Here is a 22,681-nt window from a genome sequence, read left to right as displayed (position 1 = left end):
TATGTTGTCAGGCAACATGTTGGATTAATATTTTATTAAGTAGTATTTCTTTTTACCACGGCGAACGACTGTGAACTGCCCTTCAATCCGGTCTTTTGCAGTCACAAGATAATCTGTTTCGGTTACGCGTTCTCCATTAATAGATATAGCCCCATTTGTCACATCTTCTCGTGCCTGTCTTTTGGATGGTGCAATTTTTGCAGCGATTAATAAATCAACAATGTTGATGTCTTCACCTGTTGTATGCTCATAGGATGGAACATCTTTAAAGCCTTGTTTAATTTCCGCTGCTGTTAGGTTTTGAATTTCACCTTTAAACAACGCCTCAGTAATTTTCATTGCCTGATCAAGTGATTCCTGACCATGAATTAATCTTGTCATCTCTTCTGCTAACGCTTTTTGCGCTTTACGTAAATGAGGCTCTGCTTGAACAGATGCTTCCAGCGCTTCGATTTCTTCCTTCGATAAGAAAGTGAAAAACTTCAAATATTTGATGACATCCGCATCAGCTGTATTGATCCAGAATTGGTAGAACTCATACGGAGATGTTTTTTCAGGGTCCAGCCAAACTGCTCCGCTTTCCGTTTTACCAAATTTAGTTCCATCTGCTTTAGTCACAAGCGGAATCGTTAAGCCAAATGCCTTTGAGCCTTCAGGTGCCATTTTTCGAATTAATTCCAAACCTGTAGTGATATTTCCCCATTGGTCACTGCCGCCAACCTGCATCTTACAATCATGCTTTTCATACAGGTGTAAGAAATCCATTGCCTGTAAAATGGTATATGTAAATTCGGTGAATGAAATTCCTGTATCCAGGCGATTAGCAATCGTGTCCTTTGCCAGCATGTAATTCACCCCAACATGCTTGCCGTAATCACGCAGGAATGTCACGATGTCCATGGAGCCAGCCCAGTCATAGTTATTGACCATAATGGCGCCCTGTTCGCCCTCAAAATCAAAAATGTGACTCAATTGTTTCTGGATGCATTCCACATTATGCTGGATCACTTCCGTTGTTTGCAGTTTACGCTCTTCACTTTTTCCACTTGGGTCACCGATCATCCCTGTGGCTCCGCCCACTAAAACAATTGGACGATGTCCGTGCTGTTGGAATCGCCTTAACGTTAAAAATGGTAATAAGTGACCGATATGCATACTGTCTGCTGTCGGATCTACACCGCAATATAAGGAAATACTCTCCTTTTCTAATGTATCTTTAATACCTTCTTCATCTGTTTGCTGGTAAATAATACCTCTCCATTGTAAATCTTCAAGTAAAGTCATTTCGATGTTTCCTCCTAATAAAAAAATAAAAACGCCCCTGCAAACATGCAGGGACGCAAGCATTATGCGCGGTACCACCCAAATTGGAGATTATAGTCTCCCACTCAATAAGGTAACGGATTAACCGTTCACTAATACTAAAGCAGCATGGATTATTCGCTACCAATTCATAGTGAAAGCTCAGGGAGGTAATTCATTCCTTCTATATGCACCAGCTTACAGCAGCCGCTGGCTCTCTTAGGCAGGGATAGAGGCACTACTAGATTCCCATCTTTGCTTGTTTTTAGATAGTAATATTGCATTTTTACCATAGTCAGCAAATAATGTCAAATGATATCGGTAAAATTCCGCAAATAGCAACAATCTTTTCGGTTTCCCCCTCTTGTTTATGCTATAATGAAGGGTGATTTTGGAGGGGATCAATGAATGAAAATTGAAAAATCGAAATATAGCAGTAAATTTAAGAGGTTTATCAATCTGTTGAAGGATAAACAAACAATCAAGAAAGCCCGCATTACCTACCAAGTATTATGGAATCTTGCCCTTATTTTTATGATTGTAGTTGTACTTGGAGTCTTTTTTGCAGGCGGTCTAGGAGCAGGTTATTTTGCATCGCTGGTAAAAAATGAACCCATACGCTCCTATGATAACATGAAAAAAAATATCTATAACTATGAAGAAACCTCTAAACTATATTTCGCTAATGATGTCTACCTTGGTAAGCTCTACACTGACCTCGAACGGGAGGAAGTGAAGCTAAAGGATGTATCACAGGATTTGATTAACGCGGTTGTAGCAACAGAGGATGAATATTTCTACGAGCATGGTGGGGTTGTTCCTAAAGCAATCCTGCGAGCAATCTTTCAAGAGGTCACCAATTCTTCTGTCCAGACAGGAGGCAGTACACTTACCCAGCAGCTTATTAAAAATCAAATCTTAACAAATGAAGTCTCATTTGAACGAAAAGCAAAGGAGATACTACTGGCACTCCGGCTCGAAAAGTTCTTTTCAAAGGAGGAAATACTTGAAGCCTATTTAAATGTATCGACTTTTGGACGTAATTCATCGGGGAGAAATATTGCCGGTGTACAATCGGCGGCAAAGGGAATATTCGGCAAGGATGTAAGTGACTTGAACCTGCCACAGGCTGCGTTTATCGCTGGTTTGCCACAAAGTCCTTTTGGATATACACCGTATACGAACGGCGGTGAAATTAAACAAAATCTTAATCCTGGGATTTCGCGAATGAAAACCGTCTTAAACAGAATGTATACGGACGGAAAAATCTCAAAGCAGCAATATGAAGAGGCCCTCGCCTACGATATTACCAAGGATTTTATTACGATTCATGAAAATCCAGTCGAGCAATATCCATGGGTGACATTCGAAATTGAAAAACGGGCTACGGAAGTCATGTCATATGTGTTGGCAGAAAAAGACGGTATCACGAAGGACAAGCTGGATGGTGACGCCGTCTTAAAAGAAAAATACCTTGCCCTAGCTGATAGGGACATCCGTCAAAATGGCTATGAAATTCACAGCACAATAAATAAGGATATTTATGACCGATTTACAGAGGTTGTAAATAACTTCCAATACTATGGAAGCGATAAATCTAAAACGTATACTGATCCTGAGACAGGCGAAGTAAAGACGGTTAGTGACCCAGTAGAAACTGGAGCCATCTTGATAGAGAACAAAACAGGTAGAATCATCAGTTTTGTCGGCGGACGTGATTATCATCGTGAGCAGATCAACCATGCAACGAGCGCAAAACGGTCGAATGGTTCCACGATGAAGCCCTTGCTTGTCTATGCACCTGCTTTTGAACAGGGAACCATTTCTCCAGGTAGCATCCTACCTGACGTGCCATTAAGATTAAATCCTGGGTCAAGCAGACCTTGGCCTACCAACTACGGCGGTGGGACTCATGGGCTTGTAACAGCCAGGGAAGCGTTAACTAGATCCTACAATATCCCTGCAGTTAAAGCATATGTGGATATTATTGATACGAAACCGGCTCAATACCTCGAAAAAATGGGCTTTACCTCTTTAACAGAGGGTGACTATGTGAACCGTTCAGCTGCCCTTGGCGGACTGACAAACGGCGTCTCTGTTGAAGAAAATACGAACGCTTATGGCACCTTTGCCAACAGCGGTCAATTTATCGATGCTTATATGATTGAAAAAATTACGGATAAAGAAGGAAATATTATCTTTCAGCATGAAGTAAATCCGGTACCGGTTTTCAGTCCTCAAACCGCCTATTTAACCTATGATCTGTTAAGAGATGTTATTAGCGGTGGGACAGCCACATCCTTAAACGGGCGCTTAAAATTCAGCTCTGACTGGGCAGGGAAAACAGGTACAGGTCAGGATTACAAGGATTCATGGTTTGTTGCAACAAATCCAAATGTCTCATTTGGAGTTTGGAATGGTTACGATGAACCAAAACCATTAGAGCTAAGCTATAAAGGACTTTCATATGGTGTAAGAAATATTTATCTTTGGGCAGATTTAATGAATGCAGCCTATGACATTGCTCCAGAATTGGTAGACCCTAGCGAAAGACAACCAATGCCGGAGGGAATTGTAACAAGAACCTTCTGTGCGGTATCAGGCGGCTTAGCAACTGAGGCATGTGCAAATGCCGGACTTGTCCGCACCGATCTCTTCAATGCTAAGTTTGTTCCTACTAAATCGGACCATAGCTTTGATAGTGGAAAATTTGTTACAATTGGTGGCAAAAAATATTTAGCCCTTGATTCAACACCTGCAGAATTTGTCCAAACAGGCGTTATCCTAGACTCTGCTGCGATTCAAAAAATGCTCGGAATTTCAGCAAATCAATTGGCATCGTACAGCAACGGCTTGGCAAATGCAATTGTTCCAAGTTCCAGCCTCCAGGATAACGGAAGTCCTCCTTCTGCACCAGGTATTGCCGTTTCAGGAAATACCATTACATGGGGAGGCAGCTCAGAATACGATATCGTTGGCTATAGGGTCTATAATGGTGGAAGTAGAGTTGGGACGATTCAAGTAGATGGTTCCTACTCATTCCAGGCAGGAACTGGTACCTATTATGTCACTGCCGTAGATATCGCCGGAAATGAATCGGCACCATCTAACTCAGTTACCGTTGGCCAGCCACCAGCAACACCGGTTGATTCTGAAGCTCCTGATGATGGAACGAATACAGAAACCCAGCCGCCAGCTACTCCACCTAATGAACCTGAAACAGGGGAACAAGGTACTGAAACACCTCCTGTTCAATAGCTAAAAGCGGGTATCCCAATAAATGGGATACCCGCTTTTTCATGTCTCATTAATCTTCCATTGTAGAAAGGTCACCTGTTGGTAAATTTAGCTCCCATGCTTTTAACACACGGCGCATAATCTTACCACTTCTTGTCTTCGGCAATTTATCACGGAACTCGATTTCTCTCGGCGCTGCATGCGCTGCAAGTCCTGTTTTTACAAATTGACGAATATCTTCGATAAGCTCCTCTGATGGCTCATATCCATCTAAAAGGGCAACAAATGCCTTAATGATTTCTCCACGGACAGGATCCGGCTTACCGATTACTCCGGCTTCAGCAATCGCTGGATGCTCTAGAAGCTTACTTTCAACCTCAAACGGTCCAACACGCTCACCAGCAGTCATAATAACATCATCAACACGGCCTTGGAACCAGAAGTAACCATCTTCATCCATATATGCCGAATCTCCAGATACATACCAGTCACCAGGCATAAAGTAAGAATCATACTTTTCTTGGTTATTCCAAATCGTATACATCATGGATGGCCAGCCTTTTTTAATCGCTAGGTTACCCATACGATTAGGTGGTAGAACATTTCCTTGATCATCAACAATGGCTGCTTCTACACCTGGAATTGGCTTACCCATTGAACCAGGCTTCACTTCCATGCAAGGATAGTTACAAATGACCTGTGCACCGGTTTCAGTCATCCACCAAGTATCGTGAATTCTTAAACCAAATACCTTCATTCCCCAGCGGACAACCTCTGGATTTAATGGCTCACCAACACTTAAAATATGTCTTAAATTCGAAAGATCAAATCTCTTAACCACTTCATCACCAGCACCCATTAACATACGGAATGCAGTTGGGGCACTGTACCAAACGGTTACACCATAATCCTCAAGCATTTTATACCATGTTTCAGGATTGAAGCGACCGCCGACAATTAAATTTGACGTACCTGTCAGCCACGGTCCAAAAATTCCATAGGCTGTTCCTGTTACCCAGCCTGGATCAGCCGTGCACCAATATACATCCTCTTCTTTTAAATCAAGAACCCATTTAGCTGTTTGATATTGTTGAATCATTGCATTATGAATATGTAAGACACCTTTAGGTTTTCCAGTCGAACCAGACGTATAATGCAATAGCATCCCATCTGTACGGTCAACCCATTGAATATCAAGCTGTGTGCTTGCTTCGTTCAATTTTTTATTGAAGTCGATAATTTGACCATTTTCTTCTACATCGTCACCGACAACAAAAATATGTTTTAATGATGGCAATTCTTCAACAGGTATACGCGCTAAAAGTTCCTTTGTAGTCACAATCACTTTTGCATCACTGTCTTCTAGACGGTCACGTACAGCACCTTCCATGAATGCTTCAAATAATGGACCAACAATCGCACCAAGCTTAATCGCTCCTAAAACAGCGAAATATAACTCTGGAGATCTTGGCATGAAAATGAAAACACGGTCTCCCTTTTCAACTTGTGCATACTGTTTGAAAACATTACCAGCCTTATTGGAAAGCTCCTTCATTTCCTTAAACGTATATTTCTCTTTTCTTAATCCTTCATGATAATATAAGGCTATCTTGTTTTTTCTGACACTTTCTGCATGCTTGTCGATTGCTTCATAAGCAATATTTACTTTTCCAGTCTCATACCAAGAAAACATCTTCTCTGTTTCCTGCCAATCAAAACTATTATACACTTCCTCATAACTAGTAAGATTATAGTCCCCTTTTAGAGATGGCAAAACTTCCAATTTCATCTATCTTTTCCTCCTTTTTGTAATTTCAAATCTATTATATAACAAATTTAAAATTTTCTCAATTTTTAAAATATTATTTATTAAAAAAATTTTTAAATATATTTATCTATTATGTTCAAAAATAATTAATTATGTAAATAGACTAAGGTAACATTTATTAGTTAAAAATATTGTATAATGGTGTTAGTACATCCTTAATTCCTTTTAATCCCAGCTTATAAAGATTTATCCACCGATTTTTATTGAAGAGTATTAAGGGGTAAAGAATATTTATGGCGGTGAATAAAAATTTATGGAACATAAAAAAACTTACTATTCAAAAGAATTAACAACCCCTGTTGGCACTTTAATTGTTGAAGGACCGATGTCTCCAGAGCAATTGTCAGAACTTGAATTCGATACCGGTCTTGTTGCCTTTCGCCCTCCTAACAAACAGCATGAAGCAGTCATTGAGATTGCTAGTTTACCAGAAGGAAGAATTATCATTGCAAGATTAGAAAAAACCATTGTCGGCTATGTGACCTTCCTGTACCCTGATCCACTTGAGCGCTGGTCAGAAATAAAAATGGAAAACCTGATTGAATTAGGGGCAATTGAAGTGAGCTCCCATTATCGTAGTCTTGGGGTTGGCGAAGCATTGTTAACCGTCTCCATGATGGATGATGCTATGGAGGACTATATTATTTTTACAACTGAATATTATTGGCATTGGGATTTAAAAGGGACAGGGCTAAATGTTTGGGAATACCGTAATATTATGGGGAAAATGATGAACGTTGGAAATCTGGAATGGTACGCCACAGATGACCCTGAAATTTGCTCACATCCTGCCAACTGTCTCATGGTACGAATCGGGAAGCGAGTAAATTCAGAATCTATACAAAAATTTGATAGTTTACGTTTCATGAATCGTTTTATGTATTAAAATATAGGTAGAAAAGGGGGAAATTAACATGATCGTCGAAGAAATTATGAAAACGAGGATTATTACGCTAACTCAAGATCAACCTATCCTAGAAGCAACGAAACTCATGCTACAGCATAAAGTCAGACATCTTCCAATTGTCACAGATGACCAATATTTAATCGGATTAGTATCTGACCGAGATATCCGTGATGCAACACCTTCCATTCTAACCGATCCAGAGGAACAAAAGGATGTCCTTCAGAAACCGATTAAAACTATCATGAAAACCAACCTGATTACAGGACACCCGCTCGATTTTGTGGAGGAAATTGGCGCTATCTTCTATGAACATCATATAAGCTGTCTACCAATTGTAAAGGATAAGAAATTAGTTGGAATTATCACGGAGACCGATTTATTACATACATTGATAGAACTTACCGGGGCCAATCAGCCTGCATCGCAAATTGAAATTAAAGCTCCGAATCGTGCCGGTGTTCTGAATGAAATAACTGCTGTCTTTCGTGAATTAAAGGTTAATATATTAAGCGTACTTATTTACCAGGACAAAAAGGATGAAGGCTATAAAATCATTGTGATTAGAGCACAGACCATTAACCCTATTAGTTTAATAGAGCATATCAAAAAGGCTGGATATCAAGTTCTTTGGCCAAATTTACCGGGTATTGTAAGATGAATGATGATTCAATCTTTATCTATTCACCTGAGCTATTAAACTATCGATTTAATGCACATCATCCTTTTAGTCCACTGCGCTTGAAATTAACGTTAGACCTATTAGATAAATGTAATGCGATTAATAGTAAACAAATAGTACCACCAAGACCAGCAACAAGAGAGGAATTAATTCTGATTCACGATCCACAATTTGTCGATGCAGTACAGCTAGCAGGAGATGGGAAGCTTTCCTCCCAACTTGCTGAAAGCTATGGCTTCGGTACCGAGGATACGCCAATTTTTCCAAATATGCATGAGGTTACTTCCTTAATAGTCGGAGGAGCCCTTACGGCTGCGGATTATGTGATGAGCGGAAAAGCAAGGCATGCTCTGCATCTTAGCGGCGGCCTTCATCATGGTTTTCGTGGGAAGGCATCCGGTTTTTGTGTGTACAATGATATTTCTGTCATGATTAAATATATTCAGGAAAAATATCAAGCCCGTGTCCTTTATATTGATACAGATGCACACCATGGTGATGGGGTACAATGGGCCTTTTATGATGATCCAAATGTATGTACACTTTCGATCCATGAAACGGGCCGCTATTTATTTCCCGGAACTGGTAATATCAGCGAAAGAGGACAGGGTGCAGGCTATGGTTTTTCCTTTAATATTCCAATCGATGCGTTCACTGAGGATGAATCGTTTTTGGATTGTTATCGAAATGCGGCCTTTGAGGTAACAGAGTTTTTCAAACCAGATATCATTATTACACAAAACGGCGTCGATGCTCATTATCTGGACCCCTTAACTCACTTATATTCAACTATGGCTACCTTTAAGGAAATTCCAAAGCTTGCCCATGAACTTAGCCATCAGTTTTGTGATGGAAGATGGATTGCTGTGGGTGGCGGAGGCTACGATATATGGAGAGTTGTTCCAAGGGCCTGGGCCTCTATTTGGTTTGAAATGACGGAAAACCAAACCAACACAGGAATTCTTCCAGAGGAATGGGTGACACGTTGGCAGGAAAAATCGGATGTGATTCTCCCAACTAACTGGGAGGATAATGAGCATTTGTATGAAGCCATTCCAAGAAAAGAAGAAATTACTGAGAAAAACAAACAAACACTTGAAAAAGCATTATATTCGATTCGAAAAGAAAAAAAAGCATAAAATAACAGGGAGTTCTAGCTTGAACTCCCCCGTTATTTTTAATTTATAGCCTATTTTGTTGAATCCCGCACCTCAATCCGATGTGGCAGAACAACGATTAAATCGTCTACTTCCTCTTTGTTCATTAGCTTTGTTAATAAACGCATCGCTACAGCGCCAATATCATATAACGGCTGTACAATCGTCGTAAGCTGCGGCCGCACCATCATCGATAATCTTGTATTATCTGAGGTGATGACTTCAAAGTCCTCAGGGATACTAAAGCCTTTATCTTGGGCACCATGAACAACACCCAAGGCCATTTCGTCTGAACCAACCATTATGGCTGTAGGGCGATTACCTGCTTCAAGAAGCTTTTCAAAAGCCTCAATCCCAGAATCATATGTATAGTCCCCTTCAGCTACTAGTTCTTCATTATATTCAATACCAGCATGAGCTAACGCTCTTTTATAGCCTGCGAGCTTTTTATGAACATTTATCGGATCATGTAAAGGACCGATTGCCAGCCCAATAGATTTGTGTCCCTTTTCAATAAATGTGCTCACCGCATCAAATACCGCCTGTTCATGGTCAATATTAACCGAAGGTATTTTCTCTGTTTCCTCAATAGAACCCGCCAATACAATCGGCACAGGTGATTTTTCAAATTCTTCCACATGTTCCTTCGTAACATTTCCACTCATAAAGACGAGACCGTCAACCTGCTTGCCTAGCATTGTATTTAACAGGTGTAGCTCCTTATCTTTATTTTGGTCTGAATTACTTAAGATAATGTTGTATTTATACATGGTTGCAATATCTTCAATTCCCCTTGCCAGCTCAGCGAAGAAGACATTCGAAATATCAGGGATAATCACCCCAACCGTTGTAGTTTTCTTACTTGCCAACCCTCTTGCCACCGCATTCGGTCGATAACCTAAACGATCGATAACCTCTAAAACCTTTTTCCTTGTTGTTGGCTTGACATTTGGGTTGCCATTTACTACCCGTGATACAGTCGCCATCGAAACATTAGCTTCTCGAGCAACATCATATATCGTAATATTCATATGTAACACTCCTTTATGCTCTTAATCATAATCAATTTTTCGGATGTTTATTCTATTATATTACTTTGTTCTAAAATTCACGAACGAATTGTCAAATGAATAAATTTAATCCAATTAATGATAAGAATTCAATAATATTACTTCTGTTATTAATCATACGATAGAGAGCCACATCTCGCAATGTCAATTGTTTTTTTATCTCACATTTCATCATTTTTGAATTCTTCTTGACCATCAAGTCTCACAAAGAAAAACTTTCCACGTTATTGTGGAAAGCTTTCTTGACCTAGCTTGCTATGCTTTTATAAAAACAGATTTCTGAATTTCATTATAAAACTCATCAAATTGCTTTAGGTCCATTTGTTGTGCAGAGTCAGAAAGTGCGACGGCTGGATCTGGATGAACTTCAGCCATAACACCATCTGCACCAATTGCTAGAGCTGCTTTTGCACATGGAAGCAATAAATCTCTGCGGCCCGTTGAATGGGTCACATCCACCATAACTGGTAAATGGGTTTCTTGCTTTAAGATAGGTACAGCTGAAATATCTAATGTATTTCTTGTTGCTTTTTCATATGTCCGAATACCACGTTCACAAAGAATAATTTGACCATTTCCCTGTGACATAATGTATTCTGCAGCGTTAATGAATTCTTCAATCGTTGCCGACAGACCACGTTTCAAGAGGACTGGTTTGTTAACTGCCCCTGCTGCCTTGAGTAATTCGAAGTTTTGCATATTACGGGCCCCGATTTGAATAACATCGATATAATCAAGTGCCGTTTCAATGTCGGTTGGTGTGACAATCTCACTGATCACAGCCAAATCATATTCATCAGCCACACGTTTTAATATCTTTAGGCCTTCAACCCCAAGACCCTGAAAGTCATACGGAGAAGTTCTTGGTTTATAAGCCCCGCCACGAAGAAGCTTAAGTCCTTTTGCTTTTACCGAGGCTGCAACCGCTGCTACCTGATCGTATGATTCAACAGAGCAAGGTCCGAAAACAAAGGAAGGGGTTCCCGCTCCAACCAATTCACCTTTTAGATCGATGACGGTGTCTTCTGATTTTTTCTTACGTGAAACGAGCAGTGCTTTACGATGATCATCCTGCTGTAGCTCTAGTCCCGCTTTAAAAATTTGTTTAAATAAATGTAAAATAGTTGAATCCTCAAAAGGACCATGGTTATTTTCAATAATTTGGTCGAGCATTTGACGTTCGCGTACAGGATCGTAACGGTTTACCCCTTGTGTTTCCTTTACACGTCCGATTTCCTGAACTGTTTTAGCCCGCTCATTAATTAATTGTAAAATTTGAAGGTTTTGTTCTTCCACTTTTTGTCTTAATTCATCTAACTGATTATTACTCATGTGTGCCCGCCCCTTCTCTGTCGATAACAAAATAATAACACTTCTTTATCGACTAACTAAAATGTGATACATTTTTTATGATTACGGTTATTATATATGAATTATCAGTCAATGTCACGAACTATTTCTTTTCTGCTTAGACGCTTTTAAGCACTAAAGTAAATTTGTATAAATCAATAAGAAGGTGCATCCTCTTGGAAGAACAAAAGAAACTATTTGCCTTAGATATCGGAACTCGCTCTGTTGTTGGTATTATATTGGAGGAAGTTAGCGAAGAAAGCTACCAGGTTATCGATATTCTCATAAAAGAGCATACAAACCGTGCCATGCTGGATGGACAAATCCATGATGTGGTCGCGGTTTCTAGGATTATTTCTGACATTAAAGCGGAGCTTGAAAGAACACATGGACCGCTTAAAAAAGTAAACGTAGCAGCTGCCGGGAGAGCCTTAAAAACTGAGCGCGCTGGTGTAACTGTTCCGATTGCTGGAAAACCTATGATTCAAAAAGAAGACATTCTCCATTTAGAGTTAAGTGCTGTTCAAGAGGCTCAAGCGATTGTTGCCGAGAAGCAGCATAATGCTGAAAACCATCAGTATTATTATTGTGTTGGTTATTCTGTTCTTCATTATAGGCTTGATCATGAAGAGATTGGCAATTTAATTGACCAACAGGGAACAGAAGCCTCAGTTGAAATTATCGCAACTTTTCTGCCACGGGTTGTCGTCGAATCCTTAATTGCCGCTCTTCATAGAGCTGATTTAGAAATGGAGGCTTTGACACTTGAGCCAATTGCTGCTATCAATGTTCTAATCCCGCCTTCCATGCGCAGATTAAACGTTGCCCTTGTTGATATTGGTGCCGGCACCTCTGATATTGCGATCACTGATATGGGAACCGTCATTGCTTATGGAATGGTTCCGATTGCCGGTGATGAAGTGACCGAAGCGATCAGTGATCAATATCTGCTGGACTTCCCTATAGCAGAACAAGCCAAAAGAGCATTACTCAAAGAGGGTGTCCTTACCGTAACAGATATACTCGGTTTTGAGACTGAAATGACCAGAGAAGACGTGGTTACGACCATTACACCTGTGATTGCAAAATTAGCTCAATCCATTTGCGAAGAAATTTTGCGTCTAAATAATCAAAAGACACCTAAAGCGATTATGCTTGTCGGCGGTGGCAGCCTAACCCCCAATATAACGGCAATGCTCGCACAAACAATGCAGCTTCCGGAAAATCGAGTCGCCATTAGAGACTTAAACGCTATACCTGCTGTTTCCATTGCCGACCATATTGACAAAGGACCAGAGCTAGTCACACCAATCGGGATTGCCATTACAGCGCAAAAATCACCTGTCCATTATCGAACCGTCTATGTTAACGAGCAGCCCGTCCGACTTTTTGAAGTCAAGCAATTAACCATCGGCGACAGTCTGCTTGCGAGTGGAATAAAATTAAATAAGCTATATGGTAAACCAGGGATGGCCATGATTATTTCCCTCAATGGGCAAAGCATTACGTTTCCAGGCGAGCATGGGGAAGCTCCATTACTATATAAAAATGGAATCCTATCGAGCCTTGATGATCCCATTGAACATGAGGATCAGTTAACCGTCATTCCCGGTCGGGATGGAAAAAAGCCAGTTATCTATATTAAAGATCTACTAGATGGTATCCCACATAAAACGGTCATGATAAATGGAACTTCCTACACGGTTCATGCACAAATTATCTGTAATGGACTTCATGCTAATAGTGAACAATTAATCTCAGATCGTGACCAGATTGAATGCAGGCTTCCAGAAACCATCGAACAATTACTTACCGCTTTGGATCTCCAAGCTGAGCTTGATAAATTACGTCCGTTTCATCTTAATCTTAATGGTAAGGAAACCTTTATTCCTCCTTTTTCCGGCAAGCTTTTTCGAAATGGTATAGAGGTAAAACCAGGAAGCAGCTTTGAGCACTTGGATGTCCTAATCATCGAAGATAAAAAACAGCCAACAGTAAGAGAGCTAGCAGAGGTAAAGCAAATTCTTCTTTCACAAAGCATCCCTGTTTCGTATAATGGAAAACCGCTTACGATGACGAAAAGAATCACCGAGTTTACAAGAAATCAAGAGGTATTATCAGAAAATGAAGTGATTGCAGACGGGGACCAGATTGTGTACAAACAAAAAAAAATGGAGCCCTTTATTTTTCAGGATTTATTTAATCATGTTCAAGTCAATATACCGCAAAAAGCTAGCGGGCGCTTTACTTTATTAAGAAATAATCAACAGACCACTTTTTATGGAAAAATAGAGCCCGGCGATGATTTAAAAATTGTTTGGCCTCTATCGCAAAACTAAATTCAAAACAAAAAGAGGGATTCCTTAATAGGACACCCTCTTTTACTGTTTTCTAATTTATTGATTCTGTTAAGGTTGTAACTGTAATCTTCCGATGCGAAGCATGCCAAACTGGTTCCTTATTGGAAAAGAGTATCGCCTGTGGTGACTCATGCTTGATTTGAAATGTCTCGGCAATATAATTGGATAATGGCCGTGATTCTTGTACAGTTAAATAATATGTAGGTACTTCTTGTTGTTCTTTTGTGAATGCTTCATATTCATCATAGGCAGCCAGGCTGATTGGACATGTGATGCTATGCTTCAAGACTAGGAGAGCATTCTCTTTCTCGAGAACACGCTCGAATTCATCGATCGAATGTAGTTTTATCATTTCTTCTCCTCTGCTTTCCTCTAACTAGACAACCTCACACGACTTGAATTAATTCTGTTTATTGTGGGTTGAACTTACTCTCTGTCTCATCAAATGCCCGCTTGGTTTCCTCGAGCTTTTTCTGAATATCAGACTCCGAATGATTATTTTGGGCAAATAATTCATCAACTGGATTTGTAGAAGCATCTGCCTCCTCATCAGTCTTTTGTCCTTTTACTTTTTTTACAAGGTCAACTGACTGCTCTGACACTTTTTTAGAAATAGCACTTGTCTTATCCTTGACTGATGACGTTAATTCTGTTCCTTTAATCGTAACAGACTCGCGAATATGATCGGTTTTTTCTCTTAATCGATAGGCTTGATGATTTAAATCATCCCGTATTTCCCTACCAGATTTTGGTGCTAATAGTAATGCTGTTAGTGAGCCGACTGCTGCGCCAATAAGAGAACCGATGATAAAATCCTTTGTACTTATTCGAGAATCAGTCTTATCCTTTTTTTCATAATTCATTCTTTCGTTACCTGCCATTTGTATGCCTCCTCATATCTTTCCTTAATACCTTGCCCTCTCTTTTTTAAAATCATAGCCTTCCTCAAGCTTCCGCTCTGTATTTTTCTTATGCTTTCTTTCCTGCCATTTATCCTTTAATTCTAAAATTATATTACTCCACTGAACGACCTGTGCCATTTTATCCTTATTTTCTTCAAGCTGATGGTTCATTGAATGGGTAATGGACTGGATAGAACCACTGAATTTCTTGACGGACTCACCCACATCCTTAACTGCATCCACAACACTGTTCAAATCTTCTGCTTTTTTCTGCACATCACTAGCCAGTTCATTTGTTTTATGTAAAAGTATAGTTGTTTCCTTTGTAACTCCATCTAATTGCTGCTCTAAACCCGATAAAGTCTTTGAGACATTGTCGAGTGTGCCCTGTACGGACTTTAATGTTTTGGAGAGATAAATTACTAAAATAAAAAAGGCAATAGCAATCAATGCTGCACTTAAATATAAAATGATAATCAAAACAACTGACACCTCCCTGTCTATTTTATCTATATCCGCTAATGAAAGGATATAAACATGAAAGAAGCTTTACTTCAAAGCCTATCTACAGCCTACCTAAAATCTTACCATACTACAAGAGAACTGTAATTCATTACAGCTTATTCCTCGTAAAAATATTATCCCGACATTTTTTCGAACAAAAAACGAAAGTACTCGTCGACAAGTTGTCTATTAAATACTTTCGTTCTCTTATACAGCTATAGAGTTATTTCATACGCAGCTTGAAACTTCTGGATATCTCCAGCTCCCATAAAAATAATCACGCTATTATCGTGACTCTTAAGAGAAGACATATCCTCTTCCGTGATAATCTCCGATTCAGGAATTTTTGCCTGTAAGTCCTCAATAGACAATTTCCCATGATTTTCACGAGCTGAACCAAATATTTCGCATAAATACGTCTTATCAGCCAGATTTAAGCTCGCAGCAAACTCCCCAAGGAATGCCTGCGTCCTTGAAAACGTATGTGGTTGGAATACTGCAACAATTTCTTTTTCAGGGTATTTTTGTCTGGCAGCATCGATGGTTGCCTTTATCTCTGTTGGATGGTGGGCATAATCATCGATTAATATTTGTGTGCCAACTCTTTTTTCTGAAAAGCGTCTTTTTACCCCTTCAAAATTTAATAGCTGTTTACGGACAACCTCAGTGTCTAGTCCTTCATAATGGCATAAAGCAATTACCGCTAAGGAGTTTAAAATGTTGTGGTCACCAAAGCTGCGAATGGTAAACGTATCAAATAACGTATTGCGAATAAAAACATCAAAGGTTGTTCCTTCCGTTGTTTTTATCACATTCCGCGCCTGAAAATCATTCTCTTCCCCAAACCCATAAAACAAGACAGGAACCTTTGCCTGTATTTTTTGTAAATGCTCGTCATCACCACAGGCAAAAATCCCCTTGTTCACCTGTAAGGCCATCTCCTGGAAGGCTGCACATACATCATCGATATTCGCGAAATAATCAGGGTGATCAAAGTCAATATTCGTCATAATGGCATAGTCAGGAAAATAGGATAAGAAATGTCTGCGATACTCACATGCCTCAAACACGAAATATTCCGCATCTGCCTCCCCTTTACCTGTACCATCACCAATCAAATATGAAGTTGGTTTATCCCCTGAGATAACGTGAGCTAGTAAACCAGTTGTTGATGTTTTACCATGGGCACCTGTAACGGCAATACTTGAAAAACGTTTCATGAAATCACCTAAAAACCGGTGATAACGGATAACGGGCAGCCCTAGCTTCATCGCTTCTTGAATTTCCTCATGTGTATCTGGAAAAGCATTTCCGGCTACAATTGTCATTCCAGGCTTTATATTTTCTTTTTGAAAAGGAAGGATCTTTATTCCTGATTGCTCTAGTGCAACCTGCGTAAAAAATCGTTTATCTACATCGGAGCCTTGAACTTGAAAGTTCATATCGTGAAGAATTTGTGCGAGCGCACTCATCCCGGACCCCTTTATACCTACGAAATGGTAATTAGTCATATAAAGAACCTCCAACCATCGTCTAACTGTAAAAACAGTATATGATTATTAATTTATTTTTGCTCATTATGCTTCATGATATCGATATCCTGTCAGAATGGACATCCTTTAACGTATGTCTAATCATATTCAAACATTATATCACCATTAACTTCTAAAGAAAACTTCATATTTTTTTTACCCAAAAAGGATAAATGAAAGGTTACGTATGTAAAGAGAAGGAAAAAAACAATCAATCGGTTCTTGACCCTCTCTCTTCAATCAATACATCTATAGGGTTTTATTCGTCATTTGTAATGATTCTAATTCTGCATCAGTAATGAATACATCTCTCGGTTTGCTACCACGTGATTCAGAGATATAGCCATGGCTTTCCATCATATCAATTAATCTAGCAGCTCGGTTATAGCCAATTTTAAACCGTCTTTGCAGCATGGAAGAGGATGCTCCCCCATTTTCAATAACAAACTCACAGGCTTCAAAAAAGAGTTCATCCTCTGCTTCATTGATTTCTGCCTTTTTGAGTAATTCCTCTTGTTCAAATAAGTAATCAGGCTCTCCCTGCTCTCTCGCATGGGCAACCACTTCATCAATTTCTTCATCCGAAACAAAGGTCCCCTGCAGACGGATTGGCTTTGATGAGCCATTTTCTAAAAACAGCATATCACCTCTACCAAGTAGCTTTTCTGCACCGCTCACATCGATAATGGTTCGTGAATCAACCTGTGAGGAAACAGAGAAGGCAATTCTGGTCGGAATATTAGCCTTTATTAAGCCCGTAATAACATCTACTGAAGGTCTTTGTGTCGCAATGATTAGATGAATGCCACAGGCGCGCGCCTTCTGGGCGATGCGACAAATCGCTTCCTCTACATCAGCCGGCGACATCATCATCAAATCTGCCAGCTCATCAATGATAATAACAATATAGGGTAATTTATCGCTATATTGTTTATGCTTCACAGCCAGCTCATTAAAGCGTCCAATATCCCTGACACCCGTATGTGCAAATAATTCATAACGCCGTTCCATTTCCTCAACTGCCCATTTCAACGCAGCTGTTGCAGCCTTTACGTCGGTAATGACAGGACTGACAAGATGTGGAATATGATTATACGGTGCTAATTCCACCATTTTTGGATCGATTAGTAACAACTTCAAATCCTCCGGCTTCGCTTTATAAAGGAAGCTGACAAGAATGGTATTGATACAAACACTTTTCCCTGAGCCTGTCGCCCCAGCAATCAATCCATGCGGCATTTTCCTCAAATCAGACACAATTGGTTTTCCGGAAATATCTAATCCCAATGCCGCGGTGAGCGGTGAATCCTGTCGTAAAAATTCAGGATTGCTAACAATTTCACTTAAATAAACCGGCCTGCTTTTATTATTAGGTACCTCTATACCGATTGTGTGCTTACCTGGGATGGGAGCTTCTATCCGAATGTCTCTGGCTGCTAGACTCAGCTTTATATCATCAGATAGATTCGTAATTTTATTTACCTTTACTCCAGGTTCTGGCTGGACTTCAAAACGTGTTACAGAAGGCCCTTGTGTGACATTCACAACCGTAGCACCTACATTAAAATTCTTTAAGGTTGTATTAAGTAGCTCTTTCTGGTCATCAATCCATTGATTGTTATCCTCTACAATGACAGGAGGTGTTAACAGGTCAATCGATGGGAATGAAAAAGACGTCTCTTGATCTTTTTGTTCCGTTACTTGCAGCTTAACCTCATGGCTAGAATCATCCTGAGTTCGTTGGGCAGAGGCTGCTGTTTCAGCCATATTGGCCATTACCTGAAAGGATTGGTCTGCAATGACGACGGTTTTATCTTCATTGCTATCCGCTTTTAGTGAGTTCACTTCCTGGTCCATTTTACTACCGCTAACATCTGCTTCCACAGACTCGTCCATTTCTGCCCTGCTCGTTGTTTTATTGAGCTCTTTTTCCATTAGTCTTAGCTTATCCTGATTGAGCATTATGACATTAAAAGGAATCGCAGAACGGATTGGCTCTGCCTCTGCGCTTTTTATCCCCTCATCAGCTTCAGTTTGGCTCCTAGATTCTTCATCTACAACTTGATTTTCATCCACGGAAGGGAGTTCATTTACAAATTCTTCATCAATGATTCGTTCAGGTTCGTCTACACACGATTCCGTTAATTCCAATTCTAATGGCTCTGACTCCTCGATAATGGGTGACTCTAGTTCCTCCAACACTTGTTCTTCTTTAACCATTTCTTGTTCTTCATCTGAAATTAGACTCGCATCACTGTCTTCTCTAGTTAAAACTAGTTGTTCATTATTTTCTTCCTTGAAGTCGTTTAAGTCAATTGGCTCTTCCACAGATATTTCCGTCTGTGAAACATCGATTTGCTGTACCTCTTGACCTGTTATTCGGTCTGCTACAACTTCATCGTTTACTATTTCAGGCTCTCCTGTCCATTCAGCCTTTATTTCTTCTGGCTCTACAACCGGTGGACTCAGTTCCTCCTTTTGAACCTGTCTCTTCGCTACACTTAGATCAAGTGGATTAAACCTCTTATCACTCGGTTTGACAATGACAGGTGCACCGCCCCAGGTCTGTGAATAGCGATGATAAAGCTCTCTATTGATTGGGTCCTTTTTATCATCAACTTTATTTTCTATCTTCTCCACTCCATACTGTAAAGAGCCTTTTCGTATTTCCGGACGCTCCTTATAACCAAATACTGGGGAGGGAATATCAGTTGGTTTAAAGGGCCTAGAATTTCTATGCTCCTGTTCAGGTTCAGGCACTCTCTTTCGAGTAACAGGCTCCTGCTTTACTGGCGGACTGTGTCGTCTCTTCCTCTCCTGGCGAGGTGGTTCATGGCTCAATTCCTGCTCCTGTTTTCTGTCAGGGCGGACAGGACGATTGGAACGATTTTTCATTTGTTTGTCATCATCCGGCACCAACGGAAATCGAAAGGCACCTTTTGGATATTGGTAGACAATTTTAGCGTCTACTTCTTTTCCTATCTCTCGTTTTTGTTTCATTTCTAATTTGTTCTCTGTACTATCATGGGTGTGTTCACTGTCTTCATCTATGTGTTCAACGTCTTCCTTAAACAGGCGTAATAACCTTTTCATCCAATTCAAACTTTATCACTCTTTCTTATTCTCTCATTCTACCATTCTTATTTTATCAGTAATTCCTAAAAATACGAGTTAAAATAAAAGAATGATGCTATGGTAAGACGAAATGGAAAATTATGAAAAACTCAAAACTGAGCTGACGGGGTATGTGATATTAACACTTATATGTCATTATACAGTACAAAAAAAGAACCTTTAATGGTCCTTTTCATTCATTTATCACTTTTTTTATTTTTCCCTAATATAAAAATGGGTTCTAGCTCTCCATTCTCATATAAAAAGGATAAAGCGGTGATGGGCACTCTTCCAGCTGCAAAGAAACTCATCGTCATTTGAGCAAGGATGTCATAGCCTGTATCATTCTCAATATCAGCAATAATTAACACATCCTGATGCGGAACCGCAACTGCCATTGTACCTTTTATTTTCTGCTCCATCTCTTTCAAAAAGGAATCATTGAGAATCCGACTGGCATCATAGCCGTCATTCTTATTAAGGAAATAAAAGGTGTTTCCTGCCACAGCATCCATTTTCATTTCGGTTGATAAGGAACGAACATTAAATAAGGCCGTTTCTTTTACGTGCTTTTCATTCCATTCTTCCTTCACAAGAAGTGCTCTATCAATCAATCTATATGTATTCCCCAGGTCAAGCGCATAATAAATTCTTGTTTCTGCCGTATGGTCATCATAGATAAATGAATTTCCCTCATTTGTCTCTACTGGAAAAGAAGTAGATCGGATAACGGGAAAGATATGCTTTTCCTTCCCTGAGATTTCGGCATCTGTCTCCATTGCCTTCAGACCTTCTTCTACGTAATAAACAATTTCAGCAATAGCCTTTTCCTTTTGTTCCTGCCATTTCGCAATAATTCCTGGCAATGAAATGGTTATACCTTTTCCAGTTTGTTTATGTTCAATACGAAGCTGATCATTTTTTCGATCAAAATCAAACTTGCGGTCAGGATGAGCAAGTCGTTTTTGCAACTCGTTTTTCATTTTGATACTATCCATTTTCATTATGCAATCTCCTTATTTAGCCTTCTTTTTTCATTCTACATGATAAATCCCCTTATCTCAAAGAGAAGGGGATTATCCAAGAGTGCATATTTATGATAAGTTTTCAATAAATTTCTCAATTTCTTCCTGGGTCTTTTGGTCTTTGCTGACAAATCGACCTAGTTCTTGGCCATCCTCGTAGGCAATAAAGCTTGGTATCCCAAAAACATCCTGTTCAATACACAAATCGATAAATTGATTACGATCAACATGGATGAAGGAAAATTGACTGTATTTCGCCTCAACTTCAGGCATAAATGGTTCGATAAAACGACAGTCCTTACACCAGTCTGCAGAAAATAAAAAGATGTGTTTCCCATTATCACGTAATTCTGTAAATTGTTCAACTGACTCTAAATGCTTCAATTTTATTTCCTCCATTTTATTATCATTAAGCGGAATTCTATTATGATTATGATGATCATAACAAAATTGTTCCAAGCTAACCATTGATATGCTTGACTCAAGTCAGTTAGCTATTCTGTAAAATTGTATTTAAGGTTGTACGGTCAGATGCTTTGACCAGTCTGGTTACTAATTCCTTTGCCGCTGCATAATCATCAATATGAATAATGCTTGCTGGTGTGTGAATATAGCGTGAACAGATACCAATAACCGCACTCGGTACTCCTTCATTCGAAACATGAACTCGACCTGCATCCGTACCGCCTTGTGAAACAAAGTATTGGTATGGAATTTTATGTGATTCAGCAGTATCTAGAACAAATTCTCTCATGCCTTTATGTGTCACCATCGTCCGGTCTAGTATTCGCAGCAGAGCACCTTTTCCAAGCTGACCAAATTCATCCTTCTTACCTGACATATCATTAGCAGGACTTGCGTCTAGTGCATAGAACAAATCTGGCTTGATCATATTTGCTGCTGTCTGTGCTCCGCGGAGACCAACCTCCTCCTGAACAGTTGCACCTGAATAGAGTATATTCGGAAGCGTTTCATTCTGAAGTGCCTCAAGAAGTTCAATCGCTAAACCACAACCATACCGATTATCCCATGCCTTAGCCATAATTTTTTTGCCATTGGCCATCGGAGTAAAAGGACAAACTGGAACAATCTGCTGACCTGGCTTGATACCAATTCTAATGGCATCTTCTTTATCGTCTGCCCCAATATCAATCAGCATATTATTTATTTCCATTGGTTTTTTTCGCTGTTCCTCACTTAAAAGATGTGGAGGAATCGAACCGATTACTCCAGGGACAGGTCCAGTTTTGGTGATAATTTCGACCGTTGTTGCCAGCATTACTTGATTCCACCAGCCTCCGAGGGTTTGGAAGCGAATCATTCCATTTTCAGTAATCGAAGTGACCATAAAGCCAACTTCATCCATATGACCAGCAACCATTACGGTTGGACCGCTATCGTCGCCTCTTTTAACACCAAAAATGCCCCCTAGTTTATCTTGAACAATCTCATCTGTGTACTGACTTATTTGCTCTCGCATAAAGCTGCGAACAGCATGTTCATTTCCTGCTGTTCCCGGTAGCTCTGTTAAGGTTTTAAATAATTGTAAAGTTTTTTCGTTCAACCCGGCTCACACTCCTCAAATTTTACTCATTCTATTATGTATGATAGTCTTTCTTCCTTATTGTACCTAAAATATTGCTTCTCCACCATTTTCACATCATAGTCTTCCCATTCCATGTTTCAACTATTTTTCAACAATTGATGTAAATGA

At 39.7% G+C, this 22,681-nt stretch carries 17 protein-coding genes and 1 other annotated feature; of the genes, 5 read left to right on the top strand and 12 right to left on the bottom strand.

All coding sequences use genetic code 11. The features are described from left to right. Positions 1–24: 24 nt before the first annotated feature. Positions 25–1,284 (bottom strand): tyrosine--tRNA ligase, encoded by a 1,260-nt coding sequence (gene tyrS, locus BQ5321_RS07050; protein WP_071393819.1) that lies wholly within the window; start codon positions 1,282–1,284, stop codon positions 25–27. Between the two features lie 46 nt (positions 1,285–1,330). Continuing rightward, positions 1,331–1,567, bottom strand: a binding site (T-box leader). 143 nt (positions 1,568–1,710) lie between these two features. Between tyrS and BQ5321_RS07045 the strand changes: the two genes are divergently transcribed. Further along, on the top strand, positions 1,711–4,560 hold the full coding sequence (locus BQ5321_RS07045; protein ID WP_071393818.1) for a transglycosylase domain-containing protein: 2,850 nt from the start codon (positions 1,711–1,713) through the stop codon (positions 4,558–4,560). 49 nt (positions 4,561–4,609) lie between these two features. Here the strand turns inward: BQ5321_RS07045 and acsA are convergent, their stop codons facing one another. After that, the gene (gene acsA / locus BQ5321_RS07040; protein ID WP_071393817.1) at positions 4,610–6,328 is read right to left on the bottom strand and encodes an acetate--CoA ligase; all 1,719 of its coding nucleotides are present in this window, start codon (positions 6,326–6,328) and stop codon (positions 4,610–4,612) included. A gap of 292 nt (positions 6,329–6,620) precedes the next feature. On the opposite strand from acsA, the gene BQ5321_RS07035 reads away from it, so the two are divergent. Genes BQ5321_RS07035 through BQ5321_RS07025 form a run of 3 tightly spaced genes read left to right on the top strand, consistent with a single transcriptional unit; the run spans position 6,621 to position 9,092 of the window. Beyond that, positions 6,621–7,253, top strand: coding sequence for a GNAT family N-acetyltransferase (locus tag BQ5321_RS07035; protein WP_071393816.1), 633 nt, complete (start codon positions 6,621–6,623; stop codon positions 7,251–7,253). A 28-nt stretch (positions 7,254–7,281) separates the two neighbouring features. Next, positions 7,282–7,932, top strand: a complete 651-nt coding sequence (locus BQ5321_RS07030) for an acetoin utilization AcuB family protein (RefSeq protein ID WP_071393815.1) — start codon at positions 7,282–7,284, stop codon at positions 7,930–7,932. Continuing rightward, the gene (locus BQ5321_RS07025) at positions 7,929–9,092 is read left to right on the top strand and encodes an acetoin utilization protein AcuC (protein WP_071393814.1); all 1,164 of its coding nucleotides are present in this window, start codon (positions 7,929–7,931) and stop codon (positions 9,090–9,092) included. Before BQ5321_RS07030 ends, BQ5321_RS07025 begins: the two co-directional genes overlap by 4 nt. A gap of 50 nt (positions 9,093–9,142) precedes the next feature. On the opposite strand, the gene ccpA is transcribed toward BQ5321_RS07025, so the two are convergent. Then, on the bottom strand, positions 9,143–10,141 hold the full coding sequence (ccpA, locus tag BQ5321_RS07020; RefSeq protein ID WP_071393813.1) for a catabolite control protein A: 999 nt from the start codon (positions 10,139–10,141) through the stop codon (positions 9,143–9,145). 294 nt (positions 10,142–10,435) lie between these two features. Continuing rightward, positions 10,436–11,512 (bottom strand): bifunctional 3-deoxy-7-phosphoheptulonate synthase/chorismate mutase, encoded by a 1,077-nt coding sequence (locus BQ5321_RS07015; RefSeq protein ID WP_071393812.1) that lies wholly within the window; start codon positions 11,510–11,512, stop codon positions 10,436–10,438. Positions 11,513–11,706: 194 nt separating this feature from the next. Here BQ5321_RS07015 and BQ5321_RS07010 point away from each other — a divergent pair, with 194 nt between their 5' ends. Further along, a complete protein-coding gene (locus BQ5321_RS07010) occupies positions 11,707–13,869 on the top strand; it encodes a cell division protein FtsA (RefSeq protein ID WP_071393811.1) in 2,163 nt (720 codons plus the stop codon). Between the two features lie 52 nt (positions 13,870–13,921). Here BQ5321_RS07010 and ytxJ read toward each other — a convergent pair whose 3' ends face one another. The 8 genes from ytxJ to BQ5321_RS06970 all read right to left on the bottom strand — a co-directional run bounded on the left by ytxJ (position 13,922) and on the right by BQ5321_RS06970 (position 22,531). Continuing rightward, on the bottom strand, positions 13,922–14,242 hold the full coding sequence (ytxJ, locus tag BQ5321_RS07005) for a bacillithiol system redox-active protein YtxJ (protein WP_071393810.1): 321 nt from the start codon (positions 14,240–14,242) through the stop codon (positions 13,922–13,924). 58 nt (positions 14,243–14,300) lie between these two features. After that, on the bottom strand, positions 14,301–14,771 hold the full coding sequence (locus tag BQ5321_RS07000; RefSeq protein ID WP_071393809.1) for a YtxH domain-containing protein: 471 nt from the start codon (positions 14,769–14,771) through the stop codon (positions 14,301–14,303). Positions 14,772–14,795: 24 nt separating this feature from the next. Further along, a complete protein-coding gene (locus BQ5321_RS06995; protein ID WP_071393808.1) occupies positions 14,796–15,272 on the bottom strand; it encodes a DUF948 domain-containing protein in 477 nt (158 codons plus the stop codon). A 239-nt stretch (positions 15,273–15,511) separates the two neighbouring features. After that, positions 15,512–16,807 carry a UDP-N-acetylmuramate--L-alanine ligase gene (gene murC / locus BQ5321_RS06990; protein WP_071393807.1) on the bottom strand — a complete coding sequence of 432 codons (1,296 nt, stop codon included), beginning with the start codon at positions 16,805–16,807 and terminating at the stop codon, positions 15,512–15,514. A 270-nt stretch (positions 16,808–17,077) separates the two neighbouring features. Next, positions 17,078–19,921, bottom strand: coding sequence for a DNA translocase FtsK (locus BQ5321_RS23995; protein ID WP_139187886.1), 2,844 nt, complete (start codon positions 19,919–19,921; stop codon positions 17,078–17,080). A 218-nt stretch (positions 19,922–20,139) separates the two neighbouring features. Next, complete coding sequence (locus tag BQ5321_RS06980) at positions 20,140–20,946, bottom strand: DUF1444 domain-containing protein (RefSeq protein ID WP_390622141.1); 807 nt, start codon at positions 20,944–20,946, stop codon at positions 20,140–20,142. Positions 20,947–21,036: 90 nt separating this feature from the next. Continuing rightward, positions 21,037–21,351 carry a thioredoxin family protein gene (locus BQ5321_RS06975; protein ID WP_071393805.1) on the bottom strand — a complete coding sequence of 105 codons (315 nt, stop codon included), beginning with the start codon at positions 21,349–21,351 and terminating at the stop codon, positions 21,037–21,039. 106 nt (positions 21,352–21,457) lie between these two features. Further along, entirely contained in the window at positions 21,458–22,531 is a 1,074-nt protein-coding gene (locus BQ5321_RS06970) for a M42 family metallopeptidase (protein WP_071393804.1), read from the bottom strand. Positions 22,532–22,681: the final 150 nt, after the last annotated feature.

This window comes from Bacillus tuaregi (assembly GCF_900104575.1).
In the GTDB taxonomy this organism is placed as follows: domain Bacteria; phylum Bacillota; class Bacilli; order Bacillales; family Cytobacillaceae; genus Bacillus_BD; species Bacillus_BD tuaregi.
This window is presented reverse-complemented; position numbering and strand designations above follow the sequence as displayed.